The organism is Paraburkholderia silvatlantica (genome assembly GCF_003096715.1).
Taxonomy (GTDB): domain Bacteria; phylum Pseudomonadota; class Gammaproteobacteria; order Burkholderiales; family Burkholderiaceae; genus Paraburkholderia; species Paraburkholderia silvatlantica.
Genome location: NZ_QEOL01000020.1, coordinates 1 through 23,144, shown reverse-complemented (window position 1 = coordinate 23,144; position 23,144 = coordinate 1). Strand labels below are relative to the sequence as shown.

16 protein-coding genes are annotated in these 23,144 nt (G+C 66.4%); 5 read left to right on the top strand and 11 right to left on the bottom strand.

Annotated elements, in window-relative coordinates:
- The first annotated feature begins 61 nt into the window (after positions 1 to 61).
- The 3 genes from C7411_RS24125 (at position 62) to C7411_RS24120 (ending at position 1,334) form a co-directional block, all read left to right on the top strand.
- Positions 62 to 628 carry a TetR/AcrR family transcriptional regulator gene (locus C7411_RS24125; RefSeq protein WP_069266028.1) on the top strand — a complete coding sequence of 189 codons (567 nt, stop codon included), beginning with the start codon at positions 62 to 64 and terminating at the stop codon, positions 626 to 628.
- Positions 629 to 720: 92 nt separating this feature from the next.
- Positions 721 to 849 (top strand): hypothetical protein, encoded by a 129-nt coding sequence (locus C7411_RS38660; RefSeq protein ID WP_258365440.1) that lies wholly within the window; start codon positions 721 to 723, stop codon positions 847 to 849.
- Between the two features lie 59 nt (positions 850 to 908).
- A complete protein-coding gene (locus C7411_RS24120; RefSeq protein WP_042261835.1) occupies positions 909 to 1,334 on the top strand; it encodes an organic hydroperoxide resistance protein in 426 nt (141 codons plus the stop codon).
- A gap of 67 nt (positions 1,335 to 1,401) precedes the next feature.
- Here the strand turns inward: C7411_RS24120 and recD are convergent, their stop codons facing one another.
- The 7 genes from recD to C7411_RS24085 all read right to left on the bottom strand — a co-directional run bounded on the left by recD (position 1,402) and on the right by C7411_RS24085 (position 15,628).
- The gene (recD, locus tag C7411_RS24115) at positions 1,402 to 3,627 is read right to left on the bottom strand and encodes an exodeoxyribonuclease V subunit alpha (RefSeq protein WP_110386565.1); all 2,226 of its coding nucleotides are present in this window, start codon (positions 3,625 to 3,627) and stop codon (positions 1,402 to 1,404) included.
- A complete protein-coding gene (recB, locus tag C7411_RS24110) occupies positions 3,624 to 7,460 on the bottom strand; it encodes an exodeoxyribonuclease V subunit beta (protein WP_207786562.1) in 3,837 nt (1,278 codons plus the stop codon). The genes recD and recB overlap by 4 nt, the downstream gene beginning before the upstream one ends.
- The gene (gene recC / locus C7411_RS24105) at positions 7,457 to 11,044 is read right to left on the bottom strand and encodes an exodeoxyribonuclease V subunit gamma (protein WP_243413317.1); all 3,588 of its coding nucleotides are present in this window, start codon (positions 11,042 to 11,044) and stop codon (positions 7,457 to 7,459) included. The genes recB and recC overlap by 4 nt, the downstream gene beginning before the upstream one ends.
- A 279-nt stretch (positions 11,045 to 11,323) precedes the next feature.
- Complete coding sequence (locus C7411_RS24100) at positions 11,324 to 12,400, bottom strand: sn-glycerol-3-phosphate import ATP-binding protein UgpC (protein ID WP_110386564.1); 1,077 nt, start codon at positions 12,398 to 12,400, stop codon at positions 11,324 to 11,326.
- Positions 12,401 to 12,425: 25 nt separating this feature from the next.
- Positions 12,426 to 13,271, bottom strand: a complete 846-nt coding sequence (ugpE, locus tag C7411_RS24095; protein WP_110386563.1) for a sn-glycerol-3-phosphate ABC transporter permease UgpE — start codon at positions 13,269 to 13,271, stop codon at positions 12,426 to 12,428.
- A gap of 2 nt (positions 13,272 to 13,273) precedes the next feature.
- The gene (gene ugpA, locus C7411_RS24090; protein ID WP_110386562.1) at positions 13,274 to 14,155 is read right to left on the bottom strand and encodes a sn-glycerol-3-phosphate ABC transporter permease UgpA; all 882 of its coding nucleotides are present in this window, start codon (positions 14,153 to 14,155) and stop codon (positions 13,274 to 13,276) included.
- A gap of 231 nt (positions 14,156 to 14,386) precedes the next feature.
- Positions 14,387 to 15,628: an NAD(P)/FAD-dependent oxidoreductase gene (locus tag C7411_RS24085; RefSeq protein WP_110386561.1), complete on the bottom strand. Its 1,242-nt coding sequence runs from the start codon at positions 15,626 to 15,628 to the stop codon at positions 14,387 to 14,389.
- A gap of 307 nt (positions 15,629 to 15,935) precedes the next feature.
- Between C7411_RS24085 and C7411_RS24080 the strand changes: the two genes are divergently transcribed.
- A complete protein-coding gene (locus C7411_RS24080; RefSeq protein ID WP_110386560.1) occupies positions 15,936 to 16,460 on the top strand; it encodes a nucleoside 2-deoxyribosyltransferase in 525 nt (174 codons plus the stop codon).
- 43 nt (positions 16,461 to 16,503) lie between these two features.
- On the opposite strand, the gene C7411_RS24075 is transcribed toward C7411_RS24080, so the two are convergent.
- From C7411_RS24075 to C7411_RS37620, 4 genes are all read right to left on the bottom strand, one after another.
- Complete coding sequence (locus C7411_RS24075) at positions 16,504 to 18,177, bottom strand: S10 family peptidase (protein ID WP_110386559.1); 1,674 nt, start codon at positions 18,175 to 18,177, stop codon at positions 16,504 to 16,506.
- Positions 18,178 to 18,313: 136 nt separating this feature from the next.
- Positions 18,314 to 19,951 (bottom strand): S53 family peptidase, encoded by a 1,638-nt coding sequence (locus C7411_RS24070; protein WP_110386558.1) that lies wholly within the window; start codon positions 19,949 to 19,951, stop codon positions 18,314 to 18,316.
- Between the two features lie 375 nt (positions 19,952 to 20,326).
- The gene (gene galU / locus C7411_RS24065; RefSeq protein ID WP_110386678.1) at positions 20,327 to 21,217 is read right to left on the bottom strand and encodes a UTP--glucose-1-phosphate uridylyltransferase GalU; all 891 of its coding nucleotides are present in this window, start codon (positions 21,215 to 21,217) and stop codon (positions 20,327 to 20,329) included.
- A gap of 264 nt (positions 21,218 to 21,481) precedes the next feature.
- Positions 21,482 to 21,625, bottom strand: coding sequence for a hypothetical protein (locus tag C7411_RS37620; RefSeq protein WP_165822883.1), 144 nt, complete (start codon positions 21,623 to 21,625; stop codon positions 21,482 to 21,484).
- A gap of 199 nt (positions 21,626 to 21,824) precedes the next feature.
- Here C7411_RS37620 and C7411_RS24060 point away from each other — a divergent pair, with 199 nt between their 5' ends.
- Positions 21,825 to 23,015 carry an acyltransferase family protein gene (locus tag C7411_RS24060; protein WP_373682645.1) on the top strand — a complete coding sequence of 397 codons (1,191 nt, stop codon included), beginning with the start codon at positions 21,825 to 21,827 and terminating at the stop codon, positions 23,013 to 23,015.
- Positions 23,016 to 23,144 lie beyond the last annotated feature (129 nt).

Genomic DNA, 23,144 nt, shown 5'->3' with positions numbered 1-23,144 from the left:
ACACCGGAATTTTTTCGCGAAGCGCTTGACAATCTATCTTCCAGTAGATAAATTGGAGCCCATGAACACGAAGTTGACAGTCCGGGAGCAGGTTCTCGATCACGCCATCACGCTCATGATGCTGCGCGGCTATAACGGCTTCAGCTACCGCGACCTGTCAGAACTGGTGGGCGTGAAAACGTCGAGCATCCACTATTACTTCCCGTCGAAAGACGACCTGGTGCTCGAAGCGGTGAGCCAGTACAGCGGCGAAGTCATGGCGGGATTGCAATCGATCGACGCGGCGCTGCCGGCGCGCGAAAAGCTCGCTACGTACACGCGGCTCTTCGGCAAAACGCTGGGCGACGGCAACCAGATCTGTCTCTGCGGCATGCTGGCGGCCGATATCGAGTCGCTGCCGGAAACCGTGCGCCACGCTGTGCAGGCGTTCTTCCGCGCCAACGAAAGCTGGCTGGCCGAGGTGCTGGCTCAAGGCGCGAAAGAAGGCACGCTGGTCGTGCGCGGCAAGCCGGAAAGCTCGGCCCGTACGTTGTTCGCGGCCTTGCAGGGCAGCGTGCTGGCGAGCCGGCTGTTCCATACGAAGTCGCGCCTCGAAGATGTCGAAGCCATGTGGCGCGTGGCTCAGTAAAGTATTCTCGCCCGTAAGACGGGGCGGCTAGCCGCCTCTTTTATTGGGCCGCGAATTCTATCTTCTGATAGATAGCTAGAAGGAGGGGCATCATGAACGTGTTTCGACGGCCGGAAATCTATCTGATGATCGATAGACTGCAGAAATTGACGGCCGGAAACTCGCAAGCGCTGCTCTTCTGCTGGACCCTGGTGCACATGGCTGTCGCCTTGCACCACTAAATTGAGTGCCGTACACCGCCGTACTTTCAATGAACCGTCTTTGCTCAAAGGAGCCTGTCATGTCGATCGAAAAAGTCCTCTACCGCGCCGAAGCCAACGTCACCGGCGGCCGCGATGGCCGTGCCGTCATTCCCGCCAGCCACCTGGACCTCAAGCTCACCACGCCGCGCGAACTCGGCGGCGCGGGCGGCGACGGCACGAACCCCGAGCAGCTGTTCGCCGCGGGCTACAGCGCATGCTTCATCGGCGCGATGAAATTCGTCTCGGCGCGCGACAAGATTGCTCTCCCCGCCGATGTCTCGATCACCGGCAATGTCGGCATCGGCCAGATTCCGAATGGCTTCGGCATCGAAGTCGAACTGAAGATCTCGTTGCCCGGCATGGATCGCGCGGCCGCCCAGGCGCTCGTCGACAAGGCACATATCGTGTGTCCGTACTCGAACGCCACGCGCGGCAACATCGACGTGACGCTCACCATCGTCTAAACCACGAGCAACACGCAGCACGAGTCGAGGGCCGCCCAAAGCGGCCCTCGGCCTTTTTGCCGCTCGCTCACGCAGCCTGAGCGTCGCGCGCGAGCCCCGCCATGAGGCCGCTTGCGCGCTGTACCTTGGCGAGCACTGCGCGATCGAGCACGGAGCGCCCTTCGGGCACCGCGAGCGTGAGGAACGAACGCGCACGCGTAATGCCGGTGTAGACGAGTTCGCGCGTGAGAATGGGGCTGTAGGTATCGGGCAGCACGAGCGCCGCGTGCGTGAACTCCGAGCCCTGCGATTTGTGGACAGTGAGCGCAAACACCGTCTCCACGCTCTGCAGCCGGCTCGGCGAGACCCACTTCACGCCGCCCGAGCCGTCGCCGGCCGGGAAGGCCACGCGCAGCACGCGCGGCTCGCCCGCCGCAACGGGCAGTTCCAGCGCGATGCCGATATCGCCGTTCATGAGCCCAAGCTCGTAGTCGTTGTGCATGACGAGCACGGGCCGGCCCGCGTACCACTCGCCGTGCGGGTCGACGAGCCCCTCTTCGTGCAGCAGGCGCGCCACGCGGCGGTTCAGGCCTTCGACGCCCCACGGGCCGCGCCGCAGCGCGCAAAGCAGCTGAAACGCGCCGTGCGCCTCGAGCACGCCGGCGGCCCAGCCCGACAGTGCCTCGGGCGTCGCGCCGGGCTCGGGCCGGGTCGCGCGCATCGTGTCGAGGTAGTGGCGGTAGCCCTGGCGCTGCGCGTGCACGGCACCATGTTCGCCCACGCGGCCATCGACGATCAGCGAACGCAACGGGCCGTCATCGTCGGCGGGACACACGAGGCGCGCGAGATCTTCGTAACCCCGCGCCCAGATCTTCGCGACACCCACTGCATCGCCCATGTTCACGCGTTCGGCCAGCGCGCCGATGCCGCTTTCCGATGCGAAGCGATGGCTCTCGCGCAGCATCGCGATGGCTTGATCGAGCGGCAGGCCGTGCACGTCGAGCATGGCCGCGTCGATGCGCTCGCCCGTGGCGGCTTCGAGCCATGCCCGCGACGCCTGCGTGTAGTGGCCTTCGCGCGCGCGGTCGCACAATTCGCCCAGCACCGCCCCAGCCTCGACCGAAGCGAGCTGGTCCTTGTCGCCAAGCAGGATGAGCCGCGCGGAGGACGGCAGCGCGTCGAGCACGGCGGCCATCATTTCGAGGTCGACCATCGAGGCCTCGTCGATCACGAGCACGTCCACGGGCAGCGGATTCGCCGCGTCGTGCCTGAAGCGCCGGCTGCCGGGCCGCGTGCCGAGCACACGATGCAATGTGCTCACGACGGTCGGAATCGCATTGCGCAGCGCCACGGCGTCGACGTGTGCCTGCAGCGTATCGAACGGCAGCCGCGCCACCGCGCCCGCAATCGATTCGTTCAAACGCGCCGCGGCCTTGCCGGTGGGCGCGGCAAGCCGGATGCGCAAGGGCCGCGCGGCACGCGCTCCCCGCCCCGCGTGCCCGAGTGCGAGTGTTTGCAGGAGTGCCAACAGTCTCACGACCGTCGTCGTCTTGCCCGTGCCCGGCCCGCCCGTGACGATGCTGAACGCGCTGCGCGCGGCGAGCGCGCAGGCGAGCTTCTGCCAGTCGGCGGCGCGCGCAGCCTGAGCGGCTCGTGCCTCGCCGTTACGCGGTGCGAACAGCGCATCGAGCGCCGCGTGCGCGATGTCGAGCGGCAGCGCGGCTTCGAGCTGGGCGGCGCGGGCGAGCCGGCGCTCGATGCCCTCGCGCACGTCCTGCTCGTATTGCCAGTAGCGCCGCAAATAAAGCCGCGTACCCGCGAGCACGAGCGGCGTGTTGCCTTGTGCGACGCCGGTGGCCGATGTCTCTTCGCTCACCAGATCGGGCATCGCGAGCGCCGCGCGCCATTGCGCGAGCGTGACACCCGCGAGCACTTCGGCAGGCGGCTGCGCCGGCGCCGCGGCCAGCACTTGCGGCCCGTCGGGCGGCAGCGAAAGCGCGAACGCCGGATCGTCCAGCGTGGCCTTGAGGTCGAGACACACATGACCACGCCCGAGCTGATGGCTCGCAAGCGCGGCCGCGAGCAGCAACAGCGGCGGGCTGTGCGGCGCTTCGGTCCACAGAAAGCGCGCGAATGCGGCATCGAGCGTACGCAGCCAGCCGCGCTCGACCCAGTTGTCGAGCACGCCGAGCATCTGCCCGGCCGTTTCGCGCGCGGCGCCCGACCCCGGTTCCGGCGCGGCGCCCGGCAAGTCCAGATTCTCGAACAAGTCGCCGGTGAGGCCGTCCTGCCCTTTCGTGCGGCGCCTCGTCATGCCACGTCCTCCAGCGCGTTGCGACGCGCGAAGAGCGCGTCGAGCCGTTCGATCAGCTCGCGCGGCGGCCGCTCGCAATGCAGCCCCTGTCCCGGCGCCCGGCCGCCGCGCAGGAACAGATACACGGCCCCGCCCACGTGGCGGTCGTAATCGTAATCGGGCAGGCGCGACTTGAGCAGCCGGTGCAGCGCGAACAGATAAAGCACGTATTGCAGTTCGTAACGCGAATGCAGGATCTGCGCGCGCATTTTCGCGCTCGTGTACGACGCATCGTCGGGGCCGAGCCAGTTCGACTTGTAGTCGGCCACGTAATAGCGGCCTTCGTGTTCGAACACGAGGTCCATGAAGCCCTTGAGCATGCCGTTGAGCGTGGCGGCGTCGAGCGCGGGGCGCGCCTCGCCGTCCAGCGTGAATTCGGTGACGAGCGCATCGATTGCGAGCGTATCGACGGCATGCGCCGTGACCCAGAATTCCAGTTCGGCCATATACGCGCCGGGTTCGAGCTGCGCGAACGCCACGGGCGCCACGCGCTCGCCTTCGATATCCGGCAGGCGCAATGGCGTGCGCACCAACTCCAGTATCCACGCCGTGAGCGTGTCGATCCAGTGCGACCAGCCGCGCACGCTGCAGCGCCGCGCGACCATGTCGCGCACGCGCGCTTCGTCCCGCGCGATTTCGGCGAAGCCTTCGTTGGCGGCCCATTCCATCAGTTCGTGCAGGAAGGTGCCCGCGTCCGCGCCGCGCTCGAAGCCGTGCATCGGCGCAAACGCGGGGGCGACGAGCGTCTGGCCGGCGCTTGCGAATGCTTCGTCGTCCTCGGGCGGCACGCCCGCCTCGAGCAGTTCGAGGAACACGTCCTCGCTGCGCGTGTCGGGCACGCCGCGCGCATCGTCCGCTTCGACAGGAACGCCCGAACCGATCGACGTTTCGAGCGTCTTGAGGCTCGAATAGCTCGCGATCCACCAGCGTTCGCGCTCGCGAGGCACGAGCGTGCGCGCCTCGCCGCGCACGGCGCCGGTGTCGCGCAGCGCGAGCACGTCGCGGCTTGCCTCGGGAGCAGGGGCGACGGCGATGTCTGCGCAAGGGCCGCGCAATGTGTCGAGTAATGCTTCGGTTTCCTCAGCAGGCATGGCCGCGCCGCCGCCCAGCAGATAACCCAACGCGCTCGCCTCGACGCCCTGCACCGGACCATAGCCGACCCACGTCGCGTAACGCGCGCGCGTCAGTGCGACGTAGAGCTTGCGCAGATCTTCGCCGAGGCGCTCGCGATCGGCCTGACGCAGCACGCGCGCGTCGGCTTCGAGCGTGACGCGCAGTTCGCCATCATCGTCGTGCCACTCGAGGGGCACATCGTCGGGCTTGACGGCGCGATGCGCGCACGCGAACGGCAAGAACACGAGCGGATATTCGAGGCCCTTCGACTTGTGGATCGTGACCACCTGCACGAGTCCCGCATCGCTTTCCAGACGCAACTGGCGCGCGTCCCCCCCGCCGCCCGCACTTTCGTCTTCGCGCTGCTCGTCGAGATAGCGGATCAGCGCGTGCTCGCCGTCGAGCTGCGTGCTCGCCTGTTGCAGCAGTTCGGCCAGATGCAGCAAGTTGGTGAGCGCGCGCTCGCCATTGAGCCCTGCGCCAGCCGCTTCGCCAAGCAAGCGCTGCGGCACGTGAAAGTCGTTGAACAAGCGCCGCAACATCGGCAGCACGCCCTTCCTGCGCCAGCATTCGCGATATTCGCGGAACTGCAGCACGCGCGACTCCCACGCGAGCTCGTCGTGGCCGAGCCGGTCGAGTTCGGCCCATGCGAGCCCGAGCGTCGGCGTGGCGAGCGCCGTGCGCACGAGGCGGCCGTCGTCGGGCTCGGCGCAGGCCGCGAGCCAGAAGCGCAGTTCTTCGGCCTGCGGCGTCTGGTACACCGAGTCGCGGTCCGAGAGATAGACGCTGCGCACGCCGCGCGCGGCCAGCGCTTCGCGTATCGCCTGCGCCTCGCTGCGGTTGTTGACGAGCACCGCCATGTCGGCGGGCTGCAACGGCCGCATGCCGCGTTCGCCCGAGAAGCCCGCCGCCTGCTCCTGGCCGAGATTGAGCAGGCGCACCATCCCGGTCGCGCAGCTGCCGGCCATGCCAGCGAGATACGCGCCCTTGCTGAGCGGCTTGCCATCCGCGGGAGGCGGCATCCACCAGACGTTGAGCGCGGGCAGCGCCGCACCGGCCGCTACCAGCTTCTCGGGCCGTCCATGCGCATCGGCAGCCACGAACGGCAACGCATTGTCGCGTCCATCAGGGCTGCGAAACAAAAACGCGCCGCTGCCCTCGGGCCGCGATTCCGCCGCCTCGAAGCAACGGTTCACCGCCTCGACCATCGCGCGCGTCGAGCGGAAATTCTTCTTTAGCGTATAGAGCCGCCCTTCGCAGGCACGGCGCGCACGCAGGTAGGTGTAGATGTCCGCGCCGCGAAACGCATAGATCGCCTGCTTCGGATCGCCGATCAAGACGATTGCCGTCCCGGTGTCATGGTCGGCGATACGATAGATCGCGTCGAAGATCTGGTACTGAACCGGATCGGTGTCCTGAAACTCGTCGATCAGCGCAACCGGGTACTGCTTGCGGATGACTTCTGCGAGACGCGGACTGTTCTCGCGCAGCAGCGCCGCGCGCAGCCGCGTGAGCAGATCGTCGAAGCCCATCTGCGAGCGGCGCGCCTCCTCTTCCTCGAAGCGCTTCGCCACCCAGCGCGCCGCATGGCACAGCAGGTCCTGTTTCGCTTCGGGCGGCGAAGCCAGCGACTCGCGCAAGCTTTCCATCGCCACGAAGGCCGCGTGCTCGGGCGGCTCGCCCTTCACCCAGATCTCGGCGAGGCCCGCGGGCGTGAGGCGCGTCCACACTGCCGCCTTGTCGTCGAAGCCCGGATGCGCGGATTCGGGATCGTTGGCCCAGTCGCGCAGCTTGGCGATCCATGTTTCGCTGTGCTTCGAATTGAGCTTTCTGGCGTCGAACTGCTTCGCTGCGCGCGCCGCGCCCAACAAGGCCTCGACCTCGTCGATCCAGACGCGCCACGGCGCCTTCAGCGTCTCGAGTTCGTCGCGTGCGCGCTTGCGGGCCTCTGCGAGCGCCGCGCCGGGCTCGCATGCAGCGGGCAAACGATCGGCGTGCGCGAGCAGCCCGCGTATCGTACTGTGCAATTCGTCGGGACTCGCGAACCACGCCCTCACTTCGGCGGCGCTCGCCGCGTCGAGGGGCGCCAGGAAGGTGCGCCAGTAGTCGCGCACGACTTCGGCGCGCAATTCCGTCTGGTCGGTTTCGAGCGTCTGCGAAAAGAGGCTGTCGCTGTCGAACGCGTGCTCGCTCAGCATGCGATTGCACCAGCCGTGGATCGTCGAAACCGCGGCCTCGTCCATCCATTCGGCCGCAAGTTGCAGGCGGCGCGCGCACGCGGGCCACTGCTGCGGCGAGTAGTCCTCGCGCAGATCGTGCAGCAGGTCCTCTCCCGGCTCGCGCTCGGACACGTCTTCGGGCTCGGCGCGAAAGCAATCGGCGGCTTCGATCAGGCGCGCGCGAATACGCTCGCGCAGTTCCTTCGTCGCCGCGTCGGTGAAGGTCACGACGAGAATTTCAGGCGGCGTGAGCGCGCGGCCCGCTGTGCGCGCCTCGTCATCGACATCCGCTTCGCCGCTTGCCGCGTTGAGCACGCCGTGCCCCAGCACGAGGCGCACGTACAGCATGGCGATCGTGAAGGTCTTGCCGGTGCCTGCGCTCGCTTCGATCAGGCGGCTGCCGTAAAGCGGAAAGCGCAGCGGCTCCAGGACTTGCGCATCCATGTTCCCGAGCGGATTCATGCGGCTCCTCCTGCCTCGCCCGAGGCCCGCTTCGCACGCGACGACGCGAGCGGCGCGCGGCTCACCGGCAGCAGCAGCGTCGCGGCGAGCGTCATGAAATCGTCGTGGGCAACGAGGGCTTCGAAATCGGGGAAGGCGCGGCGCAAATACGGATTCGTCCCGCGTTCGCCGGGCGTGCGGCCATTGCCCTCGTAGGCCGCGCGTGCGGCTTCCCACGCTTCGGCCGGCACCGTCGCGCGCGTGCCGTCGAAGGGATCGGGCAACTTGCGCAGCCATGCAAACGCGGTCTTCACCGCGAGCGGCAAGGGCCGGCGCGCACCGTCGTCCCATGCGGCAAGCAGCGCGAGCAGATAGTCGCGCGCAACCTGCGCGTCGAGTGGCGCGAACTCCGCCACGCCCACCTTGCTGACGATCACCGTGGTCACCGGGCCGGCCGCGATCTGCGCGGCCACGTGCGCGACCCACCAGGGCACGAGGCGATCGCTGCGATAGCGGCTGTCCTTCACGAGCGTGCCCGGCTCCAGAATCACGCGGCCGAGTGCGCCGTCCGCTCCCGCACGCAAATCGTCGAGCCAGTCGTCGAGCGAAACGACGCGGCCTTCCAGCGTCGCATCGAGCCGAATTTCGTACTGGTGCTCGAGCGGCTCGGGCCAGCGCGCGAGCGCCTTGCGATATTCGGCAAAAAGCTCGGGCATGGGCGCGAGCAGTTCTGCGCCGATCACCTCGCCGAAGCCGCCGGCCGCGAGGTCGCCGCTGCGATGCATGCGCTCGAGGCGCGCCAGCGCGGCCGGTTCGAGATCGTCTTCGCCGCGCTCCATCGCGAGAACCTGCGCGCGGATCAGCTCGCCCTGGAGCTGCCACGCCTGCAACGCATCCACCTCGAAGGGTTCGTGATTTTCGCTCGCCGCGTCCTCGCTTTCGAAGGCCACACGCAGACGCTGCCGGAAGAAGCTGCGAACCGGCTCGCGCAGGAATTCGCCGAGCTCGCGAATCGACAGCGGCTCGTCGCGTTCGGGCGGCGCGAGGACTTCGGCGTTCGCTTCAGCCGCAGGCAACTGTGCGGGCTTGCTCCACTCGTGCGCATACGTGTAGAGCGTCGCCTCTTCCGGGCGCGGCGGAAAATAGTCCGGGCTGAACGGCTGCAGGCGATGCTCGATGGTCAACGCATCGAGCAGCGCTTCGCCATCGTTGTCTTCTGCGCCTTCGAGCCGCCAGCCGGCCTTTAGATGATCGCGCAACTGTCCGACGAGCACGGAAGGCGGGCGCGGCGTGTTGTCGGTCACGCTGCGCCCGATCCACGAAACGTGCAGATGGTCGCGTGCCGAGAGCAGCGCTTCGAGGAACAGATAGCGGTCGTCTTCGCGGCGCGAGCGGTCACCGGGGCGATAGTCGCGGCGCATGAGGTCGAAGTCGAGCGGCGTGCGGCTGCGCGGATAGTCGCCGTCGTTCATGCCGAGCAGGCACACGCGCCGGAACGGAATGGCCCGCATCGGCATGAGTGTGGCGAAGGTCACCGCGCCCGCGAAGAAGCGCTGCGAGAGGCCGCCGCCTTCGAGCGCCGCGAGCCAGTTCTCCGCGACGATGGCGAGCGGCAAGGTCTGCATGAGCGCGGCTTCGTCGCAGGCCTCGCGCCACGTTTCGAGCGCGCCGTCGAGGCGGTCCAGCGTGTAGGCGTCTTCGTCCTGCGCCGCGAAAAAGGCCGCCTTCAACGCCCGCAGACGCTCGCACCACACGGGCACCGTAGCCGGCTCGCGCAGCGTGCGCCACGCGTGGTCGAGCGCATCCACGAGGCGCGTGAGCGGACCCAGCAACGCGGCGTCGAGCCCCCCGATCTCGCTGTACGGTTCGATGCCGCGCCATGCGCCCGCACGTTCGCCGGCGGCGTAGCCCAGCAGCATGCGCCGCAAACCGAACGCCCAGCTGTTGGGCGCGCCCAGTTCGTCGGCCTGGGGGAGCCCGAGACTCGCACGCTGGTCCGCATGCAGGCCCCAGCGGATATTCGCGCCGTCGATCCAGTTGCGCAGCGTGGGCACGTCTTCGGCGTCGATGCCAAAGCGCGCGCGCACGGCCGGCACTTCGAGCAGGTCGAGCACGTCGCTCACGGTCACGCGCGCGTACGGCAGCGAAAGCAGCATTTCCAGCGCGCCGACGAGCGGGTCGAACGCGCGCTGCGCCCGGTCGGCCACGCTGAACGGAATGCTGCGCGGGTCGTTGCCGTCGAGCAGGCCGAACACGGCCTGGATATGCGGCGCGTAGACCTCGATGTCGGGCACCATCACGATCACGTCGCGCGCACGCAATGTGGGGTCCGCCGCAAACGCGGCGAGCAGCCGGTCGTGCAGGATCTCCACTTCGCGCTGCGCACTATGCGCGATGTGAAAGCGAATGGATTCGTCTTCCTGCGCATCGACCGGTTCCCAGTGCTCGCGCGTCTCGCCAAGCGGCCGCAGATCGCGAATGTCGTCCTGCAACTGCGAGAGCAGCGTGAGCGCATCTTCGCCGTCGAACAGATCGATACGCTGGCCGATGCGCGTGAAATGCGGGGTGTACGTCTCGCGCGCCTCGTCGCTATCGTATTCGTCGAGCAGGCCGATGAAGTCGCGCCCCTGCTTGCCCCAGGCCGCGAGCAACGGCTGGGAATGCAGATGCAGCTGCGCCTCGTCGAGCTGGTCCGGCGCGCCCGCGCGGCGGCGCTGGCGCGCGTGGCGCGCGCGCAGCAGGTCCTGGTCGGCGACGATGTCGGCCCAGTAGTGCATGCACGGGTTGTGCACGCACATCAGCACCTGGCTCCAGCGCGCGAGCGCCGCGAGGACTTCCACCGACTGGCGCGCGAGGCTCGAAATGCCGAACACGACGAGCCGGCGCGGCAAGCCCTGCGGCCGCGCGTCGCCCGCCTGCCACGACTGCGCGCGCGCCATGAACGCTTCGTGCACGGCGGCGCGCCCCGTGTCGCGCAGGCCGATGCCGTCTGGCGCCTGCGCGCTCACGTCCGCGAGCAGCGCGCGCCAGAGCGCCGCCTGCCAGCGCGCCTCCTCGGGCAACGGCGTGCGCGTATTGCGCGCATCGATCAGCACGTCCTCGTTCGCGGCCCACGCAGCGAGCCAGTCCGCGCGATAGACCTGGTACTGGTCGAGCAAATCCGCCACGCGCTGCGCGAGCTGGAAGCACTTGCGCTGGTCCTCGTCGTTGGCCATGAAGCGCCTGAGTGGCTCGTATTCGCAGCCCGGCTCGTCGAGCAGCGCCGGCAGCATGCGCATGAGACGCCAGACGAGGCGCGACTTGTCGAACGGCGAGACCGCGGGCACGGCGTCGTTGCCGAGCACGGCGCGATACACCTGCCACAGGAAACGCGACGGCAGCGACATTTCGAACGCCGCCGCGATCCCGCAGCCGCCCTCCTCGGGATCGGCGGCAAACGCGAGCTTGAGCCACTGCGCGATGCCGTTGCTCTGCACGAGGAACATTTCCTTTTCGAGCGGCGCGACCGGGTTCTGGCGGATCCAGCTCACGATCAGGTCGCGCATGCGCTCGGGCTGATTGCCGTGAACGAGCATCAGCCCGGTGGGCAGGTCGCGCGCGCTCAAGCGAGGCTCCGGCGCGCCCGGCACACGTTACGCGCGGGTCGGGCAGATGGGGCGAGGAAGCGGAGAAAAGGAATGACGGCCATGTCGCCTGTTCGTGTTGGGTGCCGGTACTTGCCGATACTTGCCGGCACGAATGGCGCAGGCGGCATTGCGCCCACGCGATGCGACAGTTTACGACAATCGGGACCGCGGCGAGCACCGCTGTCGCGCGCAGGCCGCTGCGTTGGCGCCGCGACCGGCAAGGCACGTTCGCAAGCCTGGTATTAGCGTAAGCAGGCTTTAGCCCAACCGCTTGCCCGTAACCGGATCGAAGAAATGCAGGCGCGCCGGCGGCAAGTGCACCGCCAGCCGCTCTCCGGGCGTGGGCCGCGTTTCGTGCGGCAGGCGCACCACCACATCCGCGCTGCCCCAGCGGCCGTGCGCGAGGTTGTCCGCGCCGAGCAGCTCACACGTCTCGACTTCGAGCGTCACCGGCTCGTTGGCGCCGCGCGCGTGCATATGCTCGGGCCGCACGCCCAGCACGCATTGCGCGCCCTTCGGCAGCCAGGCCGGCGCATCGCCAAGGGGCAGATGCGGCCCGTTGCCCTCGCTTTCGAAGCGCCGGCCGTCGTCGCTCACGCGCCCGCGCAGCAGGTTCATGGCCGGCGAGCCGATGAAGCTCGCCACGAACATCGAAGCGGGCCGGTCGTACACCTCGCCAGGCGTGCCGATCTGCTCCGCGCGTCCGCCATTGAGCACCATCACGCGCTGCGCAAGCGTCATCGCCTCGATCTGGTCGTGCGTGACATACAGGCTCGTCGTACCCAGACGCGCATGCAGACGCTGGATTTCAAGGCGCATCTGCACGCGCAGCTTCGCGTCGAGGTTCGAAAGCGGCTCGTCGAACAGGAACACCGAAGGCTCGCGCACGATCGCGCGGCCCATCGCCACGCGCTGACGCTGACCGCCCGAAAGCTCGCGCGGTTTGCGCTCCAGCAGCTTGCCCAGTTCGAGAATTTCGGCGGCCGCCGCGACGCGCGCCTCGATCGTCGTGCGGTCGAGGCCTTGCAGCTTGAGGCTGTAGCCCATGTTGCGCGCGACCGTCATATGCGGATAAAGCGCGTAGTTCTGGAACACCATGGCGATGTCGCGATCCTTGGGCTCCACGCGATTGACCACTTTCCCGCCGATGGCGATCTCGCCCGCCGTGATGGTCTCCAGCCCCGCGACCATGCGCAGCAGCGTGGACTTCCCGCAGCCCGACGGGCCGACGAGCACCAGGAATTCGCCGTCCGCCACCTGCACGTCGATGCCGTGCAACACCTGTTGCGCCCCGTCGTACGACTTCGTGACGCCCCGTATGCTCAATGCCGCCATGCCGTCCCCCGAATTGCACCCATGCTTATTTCTCCACGTCCACGAGGCCGCGCACGAACCAGCGCTGCATGGCCAGCACCACCACGAGCGGCGGCAGCATGGCGATCATCGTCGCGCACATCACGAGATGCCATTGCGTGGCCGCGTCGCCGCTCGAAATCATGCTCTTGATGCCCACCACGGCGGTCGTCATCGAGGCCGTGCTCGACATGAGAATCGGCCACAGATACTGGTTCCAGCCAAAAATGAAGGTGATGACGAACAGCGACGCGATGTTCGTTTTCGATAACGGCAGCACCACGTCCCAGAAAAAACGCAGCGGCCCCGCGCCGTCGATGCGCGCGGCCTCGATCAGCTCGTTGGGCAGCGTGAGGAAGAACTGGCGGAACAGAAACGTGGCCGTGGCCGAGGCGATGAGCGGCAGCGTGAGGCCCGCGTAGGTGTTCGTGAGATGCAGCGTGGCCGCGACCTGCACCGTCGGGAAAATGCGCACTTCCACGGGCAGCATGAGCGTCACGAAGATCAGCCAGAACGCGAGGCGCCGGAACGGAAAGCGGAAAAACACGATCGCATAGGCCGAGACGATCGAAATGGCGATCTTGCCCACCGAAATCGCCAGCGCCGTGATGACGCTGTTCATGAGCATCGCGCCGAACGGGCTCGCCGCGCTGCCCGTGCCCACGTTCCACACGGTGGCCATGTTCGCGAACAGATGGGTGCCCGGCACGAGCGAGAGCGGCACCGAGAAGACTTCTTTCTCGTTCATCGTGGCGGCGCAGAACGCCACGTACACGGGGAAAGCCACCACCGCCACACCGAGCACCAGCATGACGTGGCAGAACAGGTTGAAGTATTTGCGGTTCTCTACCATAGCTAGTACTGCACCCGGCGTTCGATGAAGCGGAACTGGAAAATCGTGAGTGCGGTGACGATCAGCATCAGCACGACCGACTGCGCGCCCGAACTGCCGATGTCGAGGCCCCGAAAGCCTTCGTCGAAGATCTTGTAGACGAGCGTGCGCGTGGCCTGACCAGGCCCGCCGCCCGTTGCCGCGTCGATCACCGGGAAGGTGTCGAAGAGCGCGTAGACCACGTTCACCACGAGCAGAAAAAAGCTCGTGGGCGAAAGCAGCGGGAACGCGATGCCGAAGAAGCGCCGCACGGGGCCCGCGCCGTCGATGGCGGCGGCCTCGAAAAGCGATTGCGGAATCGACTGCAGGCCCGCGTAGAAGAACAGGAAGTTGTAGCTGATCTGCTGCCAGACCGATGCGATCACAACGAGCGTCATGGCCTGGCCGGGATTGAGCGCGTGATTCCATGTCACGCCCAGGCGTGCGAGCGCAAAGGTCACGAGGCCAATGCTCGGGTTGAACAGAAAGCCCCACAACACGGCGGCGATGACGGGCGCGACCGCATACGGCCAGATGAGCAACGTTTGATAAAAGCGCTTGCCGCGCGTCACATGGTGCGCCATGGCGGCCAGCAGCAGCGAAATGGCGAGGCCGCCGAACGTGACGAGCGCCGTAAACACGAGCGTCGTCTGGACCGAGGCCAGATAGAGCGGATCGTGCAGGAGCCGCGTGAAGTTGGCGAGGCCGACGAAGACGGACGACGTGCCGAAGGCGTCCTGGGCCTGGGTGGACTGCAGGAGCGCCACCCCGGCCGGCCATAGAAAAAAGATCACGGTCACCGCAAGCTGCGGGCCGACGAGCAGGTACGGCAGCAGGCTCGCCCCAAAACGGGAGCGTTGTTCCATTGCGTCACTCTCCTCGAGCGGCGGCGTCCGGACGGGCGCGAACACCGGTTCACGCGGCTTGTTGATCGAATTGAACCGCCGATTTGGCCACCCTATGGGCGGCGCCGCGTTCGCATTCTAGCCGAGACGCGTGACAATGCGGATCAAAGCGCGGATCAAAGCGCGGGGCAAAGCGCGGGGCAAAGCGCGGGGCAAAGCGCGAGACTGGCGGCCGCGCCGTTCGACTGCCGCTCAGGCGAGCGCCGCCGCGGCAAATTTGCCCATGTCCGTGGCCGGATCGCGCAGCGCATCGAGATCGAGCTTCATGCCCTTGCCCACGAGCTTCTTGCCGCACAGGAAATCGGGCATCGAATTGACGGCGTCGACCGCGAGCAGCACGCGCTCCTTCAGGTAGTACACCGCGAAGCGCCGTGCGCCGGGGTCGCCGCGCACGATGGCCTCGTCATAGCCTTCGAGCAGGCCCACCGTCTGCAGCTTGAGGTCGTACTGATCGGACCAGAACCACGGCGCGTCGCACGCAGGACGCGGCTTGCCGACGATCGCGGCGGCCGCGAGCTTCGCCTGCTCCACCGCGTTGTGCACGCTCTCCAGGCGCCCCGCGCGGCCATAGTGCGCAAGCGGCCGGTGCGCGCAATCGCCGATCGCAAAGACGTCCGGGTCGTTCGTGCGCGCGTCGTCGTCCACCTGGATGCCGTCGGCGCACGTGATGCCCGCCGCTTTCGCGAGCGCCTCGTTCGGCAGGATGCCGATGCCCACCAGTGCAAGCGTGGCGGGTACGATCTCGCCGTCCGCCAGCTTCACGCCGGTGAGTTTGCCGCCCTCGCCCACGAGCGCCTCGATCTTCGCGTTCAGGCGCAGTTCCACGCCCTGCGCGCGATGCTCGTTCGCGTAGAACGTGGAAACGGTCTCGCCCGTCACGCGGCCCAGCACGCGCGGCGCGGCTTCGAGCACGGTGACCGCGTGGCCGAGCTGGCGCGCCGCCGCTGCCGCTTCGAGGCCGATATACCCGGCGCCGATCACCACGAGCTTCGCGCCCGGCTTCACGCGCTCGCGCAGCCCATCCGCGTCGGCGAGCGAGCGCAGCGCGATCACGCCGGCGAGATCGTGGCCCGGCACCGTCAACACGCGCGGCGTCGAGCCGGTGGCGAGAATCAGCTTGTCGTATTGAAGCTGGCTGCCGTCGGCGAGCGTGAGCGTGCGGCTCGCGCGGTCGAGCGACTGCGCGCTCGCGCCGAGCGTAAGCTCGATGCGCTGCTCGTCGTAGAACGCGCGCGGTTTGAGCCACAGGCGCTCGAGGTCGGCCTCGCCCTTCAAATAGGTTTTGCTGAGCGGCGGCCGGTGATAAGGCGGCACCGGTTCTGCGCCGACCAGCACGACGCGGCCGCCGAACCCATATTGCCGCAGCAGCGCCGCGGCGTTGCCGCCTGCGTGCCCTGCCCCAACGATCACCACCGTGCTGCCGTTTTCCTGCATGTCCGCTCCCGCATTTTCCCGCTTACTGCAACGTTAATGGATTCACTGCGCGCATCGGCGGCCACGACTCATACGCGCTTGAACCCTCGCGTCAATGGATTGCCCGCGCCGTCCGCCGCGCCAGGATCGAGATCATCTCATGGTTTGCAGGTGCACGCCGCGCCTGGTCGAAGGCGCGATCGTCCGGCGCAGGCATGAGGATATTGCTCGGGACTTCGAAGGAGCACAAAACCTCGTTGAGCGGGCCTGGCGCTAGAATCGTGGAACCGGGTCTCGACGCCCCCCTTGCACTGGAGAATCGCGCGCCATGAATTCGACCCCGCTGCCCCGCCGCCCGCGCGTGTATCTCGCCGGCTTCGACGTCTTCCGGCGCGACGCGCTCGAGCACGGCGCACGCCTCGTCGCCGCGTGCGCGGAATTCGGCTTCGAGGGCGTTTATCCGCTCGACGCGCAGGCGCCCTCGGACCTCGACGGCCCGCGCCAGGCCGCGTGGATCTATCGCGCGAACGTCGAATCGATCCGCGCCGCCGATATCGTGATGGCAAACGTCAACGACTTTCGAGGCCCCGGCGAGCCCGACTCCGGCACCGCTTTCGAGATCGGCTATGCGGCCGCGCTAGGCAAGGAAATCTGGGCCTACTCAACCGACGAAGGCACGCTCATCGAACGCGTGCCTTCCGTGCCCGACGCGCAAGGGCGCGTGTGCGAACGCGGCTATCTGGTGGAAGATTTCGGCCTCGCCAGGAACCTGATGATCGCGTGCGCGGCGCGTCTCGTGCAGGGCGACGCGCGCGCGTGTCTCGAAGCCATGGCGCAAGGGCGCACGCCATGACCGCGTGCAAACGCCTGTGCTGGCGCCGGCGCCGGCAAAAAATTCAATGATGCATGGCGCTCATCGTGCTCATGCGCTGGAGCGCGCGAATGCGCGCCACCGCGGGGCGGTCCGTCACGGCGACCTGATAGAGCTTCGCGAGGTCGGCCTTGAGCGCCGTGCGTGAGCCGGCGTCGAGATACACCATGTGCCCCGAGGGATAGAAGCGCGCGCTCAGGTTGTCGCGCACCTTCTGGTCGAGAAGCGGCATCTTCTGCAGGTCGATCACGGTCTGGTAGAACGGCGTGACGAAGTCGTAGTAGCCGTTCGCCGAAAGCACGCGCAGATCCGGATTCAGCGCCATCACCGCGGCGAGATCGCCGGCCGTGTAGAGCACGATATTGCCCTGCGCGTCCACGCCCTTTTGCGCGCCCGTCGGATCGATATGGCCGAAGTTCCAGTTCTTGAACGCCTGGTCGTTCAGGTCCGTGAACGACGAGTTCGTGCGGAACTTGAGCTGCTCGTTCAGGTAGCTGTTCCACATCGCCGTATAGACGCCGCTCACTGCCGTCATGGTGGGATCGTTGCCGCCCGAGTTGGGGTCGATGCTGCCGGCAATGCCCGTGTCGATGGCGGTCACGCGGCCGTCGTACGAGCCGAGCGCCACGCCCTTGTCCTTCAGGAGCGTCGTCAGAAAAAGCGAATTGCCGCGGCTGTCGTACGAGGCGATGTCGAGATTCCACGACTCGAGCGTTTGCGTGTCGATGCCCGTGTATTGCGACAAGGTCTTGAGCGTCGCCGGAATGCGCTTGTCGTTCGGATCGGGAAACTTCGAGAGCGCCTGCAGATAATCGGTGCGCGCGAATTGCGCGACCTGCGCGGCGAACGCCTGCAAGTCGGTCGGCGCGGGCGTCACGCCGAGACGCTTGTGGTACCACGCGTCGGCGGCCGCCGTGGGCAGCGCGCCCACTGGATTGCCGCTTTGCGTGTAATCGAGAATCGACGACTGCAGCGTGATGCCGTTCAGATCCACGCCATCCTCGTGCAGCCGGTAGGCCAGCACGCAACTACGCGCCGTGCCATACGATTCGCCATAGAGAAACTTGGGCGAATTCCAGCGATCGTTCGCCGTGAGATAGCGCTTGATGAATTGCTTGAGCGAATCCGCGTCCTGGTCCACGCCCCAGAAGTCGCGATTGTGATGCGGCGCAATCGCGGCCGAATAACCCGTGCCCACCGGATTGATGAAGATGAGGTCGCTCTTGTCGAGCAGGCTGTCCGGATTGTCTTCGAGCGTATAGGGCGCGGGCGGCGTGAAGCCCGGCATCGAGGTCTTGATGCGCTTTGGCGCGAACGAGCCGAGCAGCACGAACACGGAAGAAGAGCCCGGGCCGCCATTGTAGAAGAACGTGACGGGACGGTCCTGCGCCTGCACGCCGTCCTTCGTGAACGCCACGTAGAAGATTTTGGCGTCGGGCTGCGAACTGCCCGGATCGACGGTCACGAGGTGACCCGCCGTCGCCGTATAGGCAATGACTTCCTTGCCGATCTGGATGGCGTGATGCGTGATCGCGGCGTTCTCCGTCATGTCGGTGACGAAATCGTCGGGACCGTTGCCGTAAGCGGTGGGATCGAAGCACGGCTGGTCGGCCTGGGAGCGATGCTTGCCGTTGCCGCTCGCGGGACTGGCCCCTTGAGCGCCGCCGTTGCCCTTGGTGGACTGCGCTTCGTCGTTCATGTCGTCTCCACTTTCTGAGTGTTCGCGTTTGAGACAGTGAATGCAACTTCGAATGCAACCTCTCATGCAACCCGCATCGCGCCCGCCGCTTGCCTCTTGTGCTCAGCTCGGGCCGCAGCGGCGCGCCGCGCTCATCCTACGCCGAGCCGAGCGCGGTTGCCACCTTGCTGCCCACCGGCGTGCCGAGGCCCGTGCAGGCGTCCCAGCCCGGCGCCGCCGAGAAGTCGCCATTGCTGCCGATCGTCACGTCGTTGAAGGCACCCGGCTGCGCATAGAGCTTCGCGTTCGCGAAGCCCACGGGCGTGCCGCGCGCCGCGTTGATGCGCGCGATCAGCGCCGCCCACAGTGGCGCAACGGCGCTCGTGCCGCCCACCACCGTGTCCGCGCCCGCCACGCGCACCTCGTAGCCCGTGGCGGGATCGGCGTCGCCAGCGACGTCGGGCACGCCGCGCCGCACCAGCGCGCCCGCCCCGCCGCTGCTTCGCACGACGCGCAGTCCTTTTTGCCAATCCGGCAGCGCAAACGTCGCGCTTATGCCGCCGCCGGTCGCGCCGTTTTCGCCTTCGCTCCACACGGTTTCCTGCGTGATGCGTCCGTTCGACGCCGCGATGTGCGTGCCGCCGCAGCCGAGCGCGTAAGGGCTCGATGCAGGAAAGTCGACATGATCGGCGCCGTCGCTCGTGCCGTCCGACGAGCCGCTGTCGCCCGAAGCCGCGCACACGGTCACGCCGAGTGCGACGGCCGTTTGCAGCGCGTCGTTCAGCGCGCTGAGCGTTTGCTGCGACCATGCCGACTCCGGCGCGCCCCAGCTGATCGAGATGACTGAAGGCTTACGCTGGCTGTCGTGCAGCGCGGCGCTCACCGCATCCACGAAACCCGCCTCGCTGTTCGGCGCGAAATACACGGCGATGAGCGCGCGCGGCGCCAGCGCACCGGCGATCTCCACGTCGAGCGTGACTTCGGCGTCGGGGCCGTTGGGGTCGCCGGTCGGCGCGTTCGTCGCCTGATCGACGGAGACGTCCTCCACGCGCGGCGCGCTCACGCCCAACTCCTTGAAATACGCGCTGAGATCCGCCGTGTCGTATCCGCCGCCCATTTCGATGAGGGCAATGCATTGGCCGCTGCCGTCGCCCGCGGGAAAGCTGTAAAGCTCCGCGAGTTGCAAGGGCGTGAACGATCGGGTCACCGCGCGCGCGGCGCGGATGGGCGGGCGGATGGGCGCACCAGGTGCGCCCGGCGCGTCTGCCGGCGCACTGGCCAGACTCGTCGGCACAACGCGAAAGTGCGGCTGGGCCTTCGCGCGATTGTCGAGCCCGACCACGGCGGTGACGACCTCGTGCATGTCTTCCGGCAAGTGCAGGGGGCCGCTCGGCTGGTGAAAGTGATGCGTGGTTTTGCCGACCTGATGCTCGAATCGCTGCAGCTCGATGCCGAAGGCGGCGTTGTACTGCCGCACGGTGCCCGAGAGCACGACGCGGCGCGCCGAGGCATCGGCCTGATCCACGGCGAGCCCATGCGCGCTCGCGAACTGCTTGACACGCTCGATATCGCCAGCGCTCGCGCCAAAGCGCTGCTCGTAGTCCTTGCGGGAAACCGGCTGCGCGGCAGGATCGTTCGCGGTGAGCCGGTCCACCAGCTCGTGGAACTCCGCCGAAGCCTGACGCCGCAGGATCAGCACGATCCTGAAGCGCTCCGCCGGGTCGCAAGCGCCGACGCACTGCGCGCCAGCGGGCGCGGGATGTTCACTGCCTGCCACGGGAAGGTGCCTGGTCATGGCCGGTTGCTCCTCCATGAAGCGCGTGTCTGGATTCTGGCCTTCGGACACGCGTTGACTTACGGGAGTTCCCCGAGCCAAACCGGCCCGGAATGCCGTACAGAATCGTTGGAATATTCACGCAGCATGGCCGCCGCACGAGCGGCCCGCCACGCAGCGCGAGCGCAAACGACGCGTTGCGCGCATTCGGCATGCCTGCCAGAGCCGTTATACACCGGTGACGATTGCAAAGGGGTGCCGGGAACACAGGAAAGCCAGGTCGCGCGCAGGGTTGGGGGATGGTTGGGGAGGTGATGCGAGATGGGCGAAAAACGCGCGGACGCCGAGCCCGCGCGTTTGAAGTACCCCGTAGCGTGGTTATGCCGCTATGGAGTTTTATGCCGCGGCGGGCAGCGCCGCCGGCAGATGCGTTTGCAGATACGCTTCGAATTCGTCCTTGACCTCCGGATGGCGCAGTGCGAACTCCACCGTCGCCTTGAGGTAGCCGAGCTTGCTGCCGCAGTCGAAGCGCGTGCCCATGTAACGGTACGCGAGCACCTGTTCTTCAGTGAGCAGCGACTGCAAGGCATCGGTGAGCTGAAGCTCGCCGCCTGCGCCCGGCTTCAGCGCGCGCAGATGTTCGAAGATCGTGGGCATCAGCACGTAGCGGCCCACCACGCCGAGATTCGACGGCGCGACTTCCGGCGCCGGCTTTTCGACGATGCCAGACAGCTTGAACACATCCTCTTCCCACTCGCGGCCATCGACGATGCCGTAAGACGCGCTGTTTTCACGCGCGATCGATTCGACGCCCACCACCGAGCTGTGATAGTGATTGAACGTGTTCACGAGTTGCTTCATGACCGGCGTGGGGCTGTAGAGCAGGTCGTCCGCGAGAATCACGGCGAACGGCGAACCGCCCACGAGCTTTTCCGCGCACAGCACGGCGTGGCCCAGACCGAGCGCCTCGGCCTGGCGCACGTAGAAGCAGTCCACGTTGGCTGGCTTGATGCTGCGAACGACGTCGAGCAGCTTTTGCTTGTTGCGGGCTTCGAGTTCGCATTCGATCTCATACGACTTGTCGAAATGGTCTTCGATCGCGCGCTTGCTGCGGCCGGTCACGAAGATCATTTCGGTAATCCCCGCGGCGATCGCCTCTTCCACCGCGTACTGAATGAGCGGCTTGTCGACGATCGGCAGCATTTCCTTCGGGCTCGCCTTGGTGGCGGGCAAGAAGCGCGTCCCAAGGCCTGCAACAGGAAATACCGCTTTGGTTACTTTCAGCATGATGTCCATTCCCAGATCGTTCGTTTGAGTCTCGGTCTCGCAGCGAGGCAAGCCGACTTCCCCGAGGTTCTGCCGTGGCAGATTCTTGTATTGAATGAGATTGTTTAGCGCTTTTTAAGGCAGAAAAAAAGTCAATAAATTCCAATTACGCGCATCCAGCATAACAGCGGAAATTATTGCCATTCATATCGAATCATTCCAGACGGATCGGCATGAATTTCCTGCTCCGTCTTGTGTCGATGACGCGGTTGGTTCGCGCGTAGTCTACTCGGCTTCGTCGACGGGCGGCAAGGCCCCGGAGCGCGTGCGCGCGCGCCGGATGGGCTCATTGCGCAAAGCCTCGCGATACGCGGACACTGCTACGAGTATCAACAGCACGGCCACGCCGGCCAGCAAGTGCAGGTTCATCGGATTCTCCAGCGACCATAGTCGATCACACTCAAACTAGCATTCCAAATTCGATAAATAAACCGCTTTGTTTTTCAATTCATTTATTTCTCCATTTCTCATGGCATCACGAATACATTTCGAAAATATTTTGCTTATTTCCCTCGCGCGCGCGCCCCTAAGATCGCGGGGTACTCTCCCCAAGGACCGGCCGATACCGATGAGCAATCCCGTACTCCAAACCGCCATGCCGCCTGCATCCGCCCTGCCTGCCGCAGCAACTGCCACTGCGGCGCGGCCCGTGGCCGCGGCCCGCGAGCTTGCCGGCGAGCATCTGATCGAGGCCCTGCGCGGCTTTGCGGCCCTGCTGGTGGCGTATTTCCATTGCCGCCAGGTCACGTGGATCGGCATGGGCGCGTTCCACCAGCTGCATGCCAGCCTCGCGAGCCCCGGTACCCTTGCCGCGTGGCTGACGTTTCCCGTTGCGTGGGGATCGGCGGGCGTGCCGATTTTTTTTGTCATCAGCGGCTATTGCATTCATCGCAGCGGCGCGGCGCGGCTCTTTTCGAACCCCGATTTCCGGCTCGACGCGCGGCAGTTCTGGCTTCGCCGCTTCGTGCGCATCTATCCGGTGCTGCTCGCTGCGTTGCTGCTCACGCTGGCTGTGGATTCGGTCAGCCTCTCGCTGCTTCCCGTGAGCCACAAGATCAACGAGATTGGGGTGCGCGATTTCTTCGTGAACCTGTTTTCGCTGCAGGGCGTGGCCGGCAAGACGTATGGTTCGAACGGCGCGCTCTGGACCCTTTCGCTCGAAGTGCAGTTTTACCTGCTGTACCCGTTGCTTTTCGCTGCGCGCCGGCGTTTCGGACTGACTGTCGTGCTTGCCGCCGTGGCCCTCATCAATGCCGTATCCGCGTTGACGCTGGAGCGGCACGACATCGTCGTCTTCACGTCGTACTGGTTCTCGTGGATGCTCGGCGCGTGGATCGCCGAAGTGCGCTTGCGCGGTTCCTCCGGGTTCCGGTTTGCCTATCCTGCTGCGGCGCTGTTCGCCGTGGCCGGTTGTGTGGCGTTTCACTTCGGGCAGTTTGGGGCGTTCCAGCTCTGGGCTTGTGCGTTTGCCTGCTATCTCGTCAAGGCGCTTGCGCAGCCCGCTGTTTCTTCTCCTGGCTTGCTGCAGTCGCTGTTCTCCAAAATCGGTGACTTCAGCTATTCGCTCTATCTCATTCACTTGCCGCTCTTTGTGCTGCTCGGGTCGCTGCTGTTTCGCTCTGCGTTGCAGACTTCGATCTGGCCGTCGTTTGGGTTTACGCTCGGCGTGATTCCCGTTGCATGGGTGTTCTATCGGCTCTTCGAGAAGCCTGCTCTTGGTGCTGCTGCTCGGCTCAGGAAGCGGGGTAGCAACGCTTGATCGCCACTCATTGCTGTTTTGGCCTTTCCTTGAATTCGCGTCGGGACGCAGGCGTTGCCCCTGTGCGGGGCGGCACCTACTTTTCTTTGCAGCGGCAAAGAAAAGTAGGCAAAAGAAAGCCGCTCACAC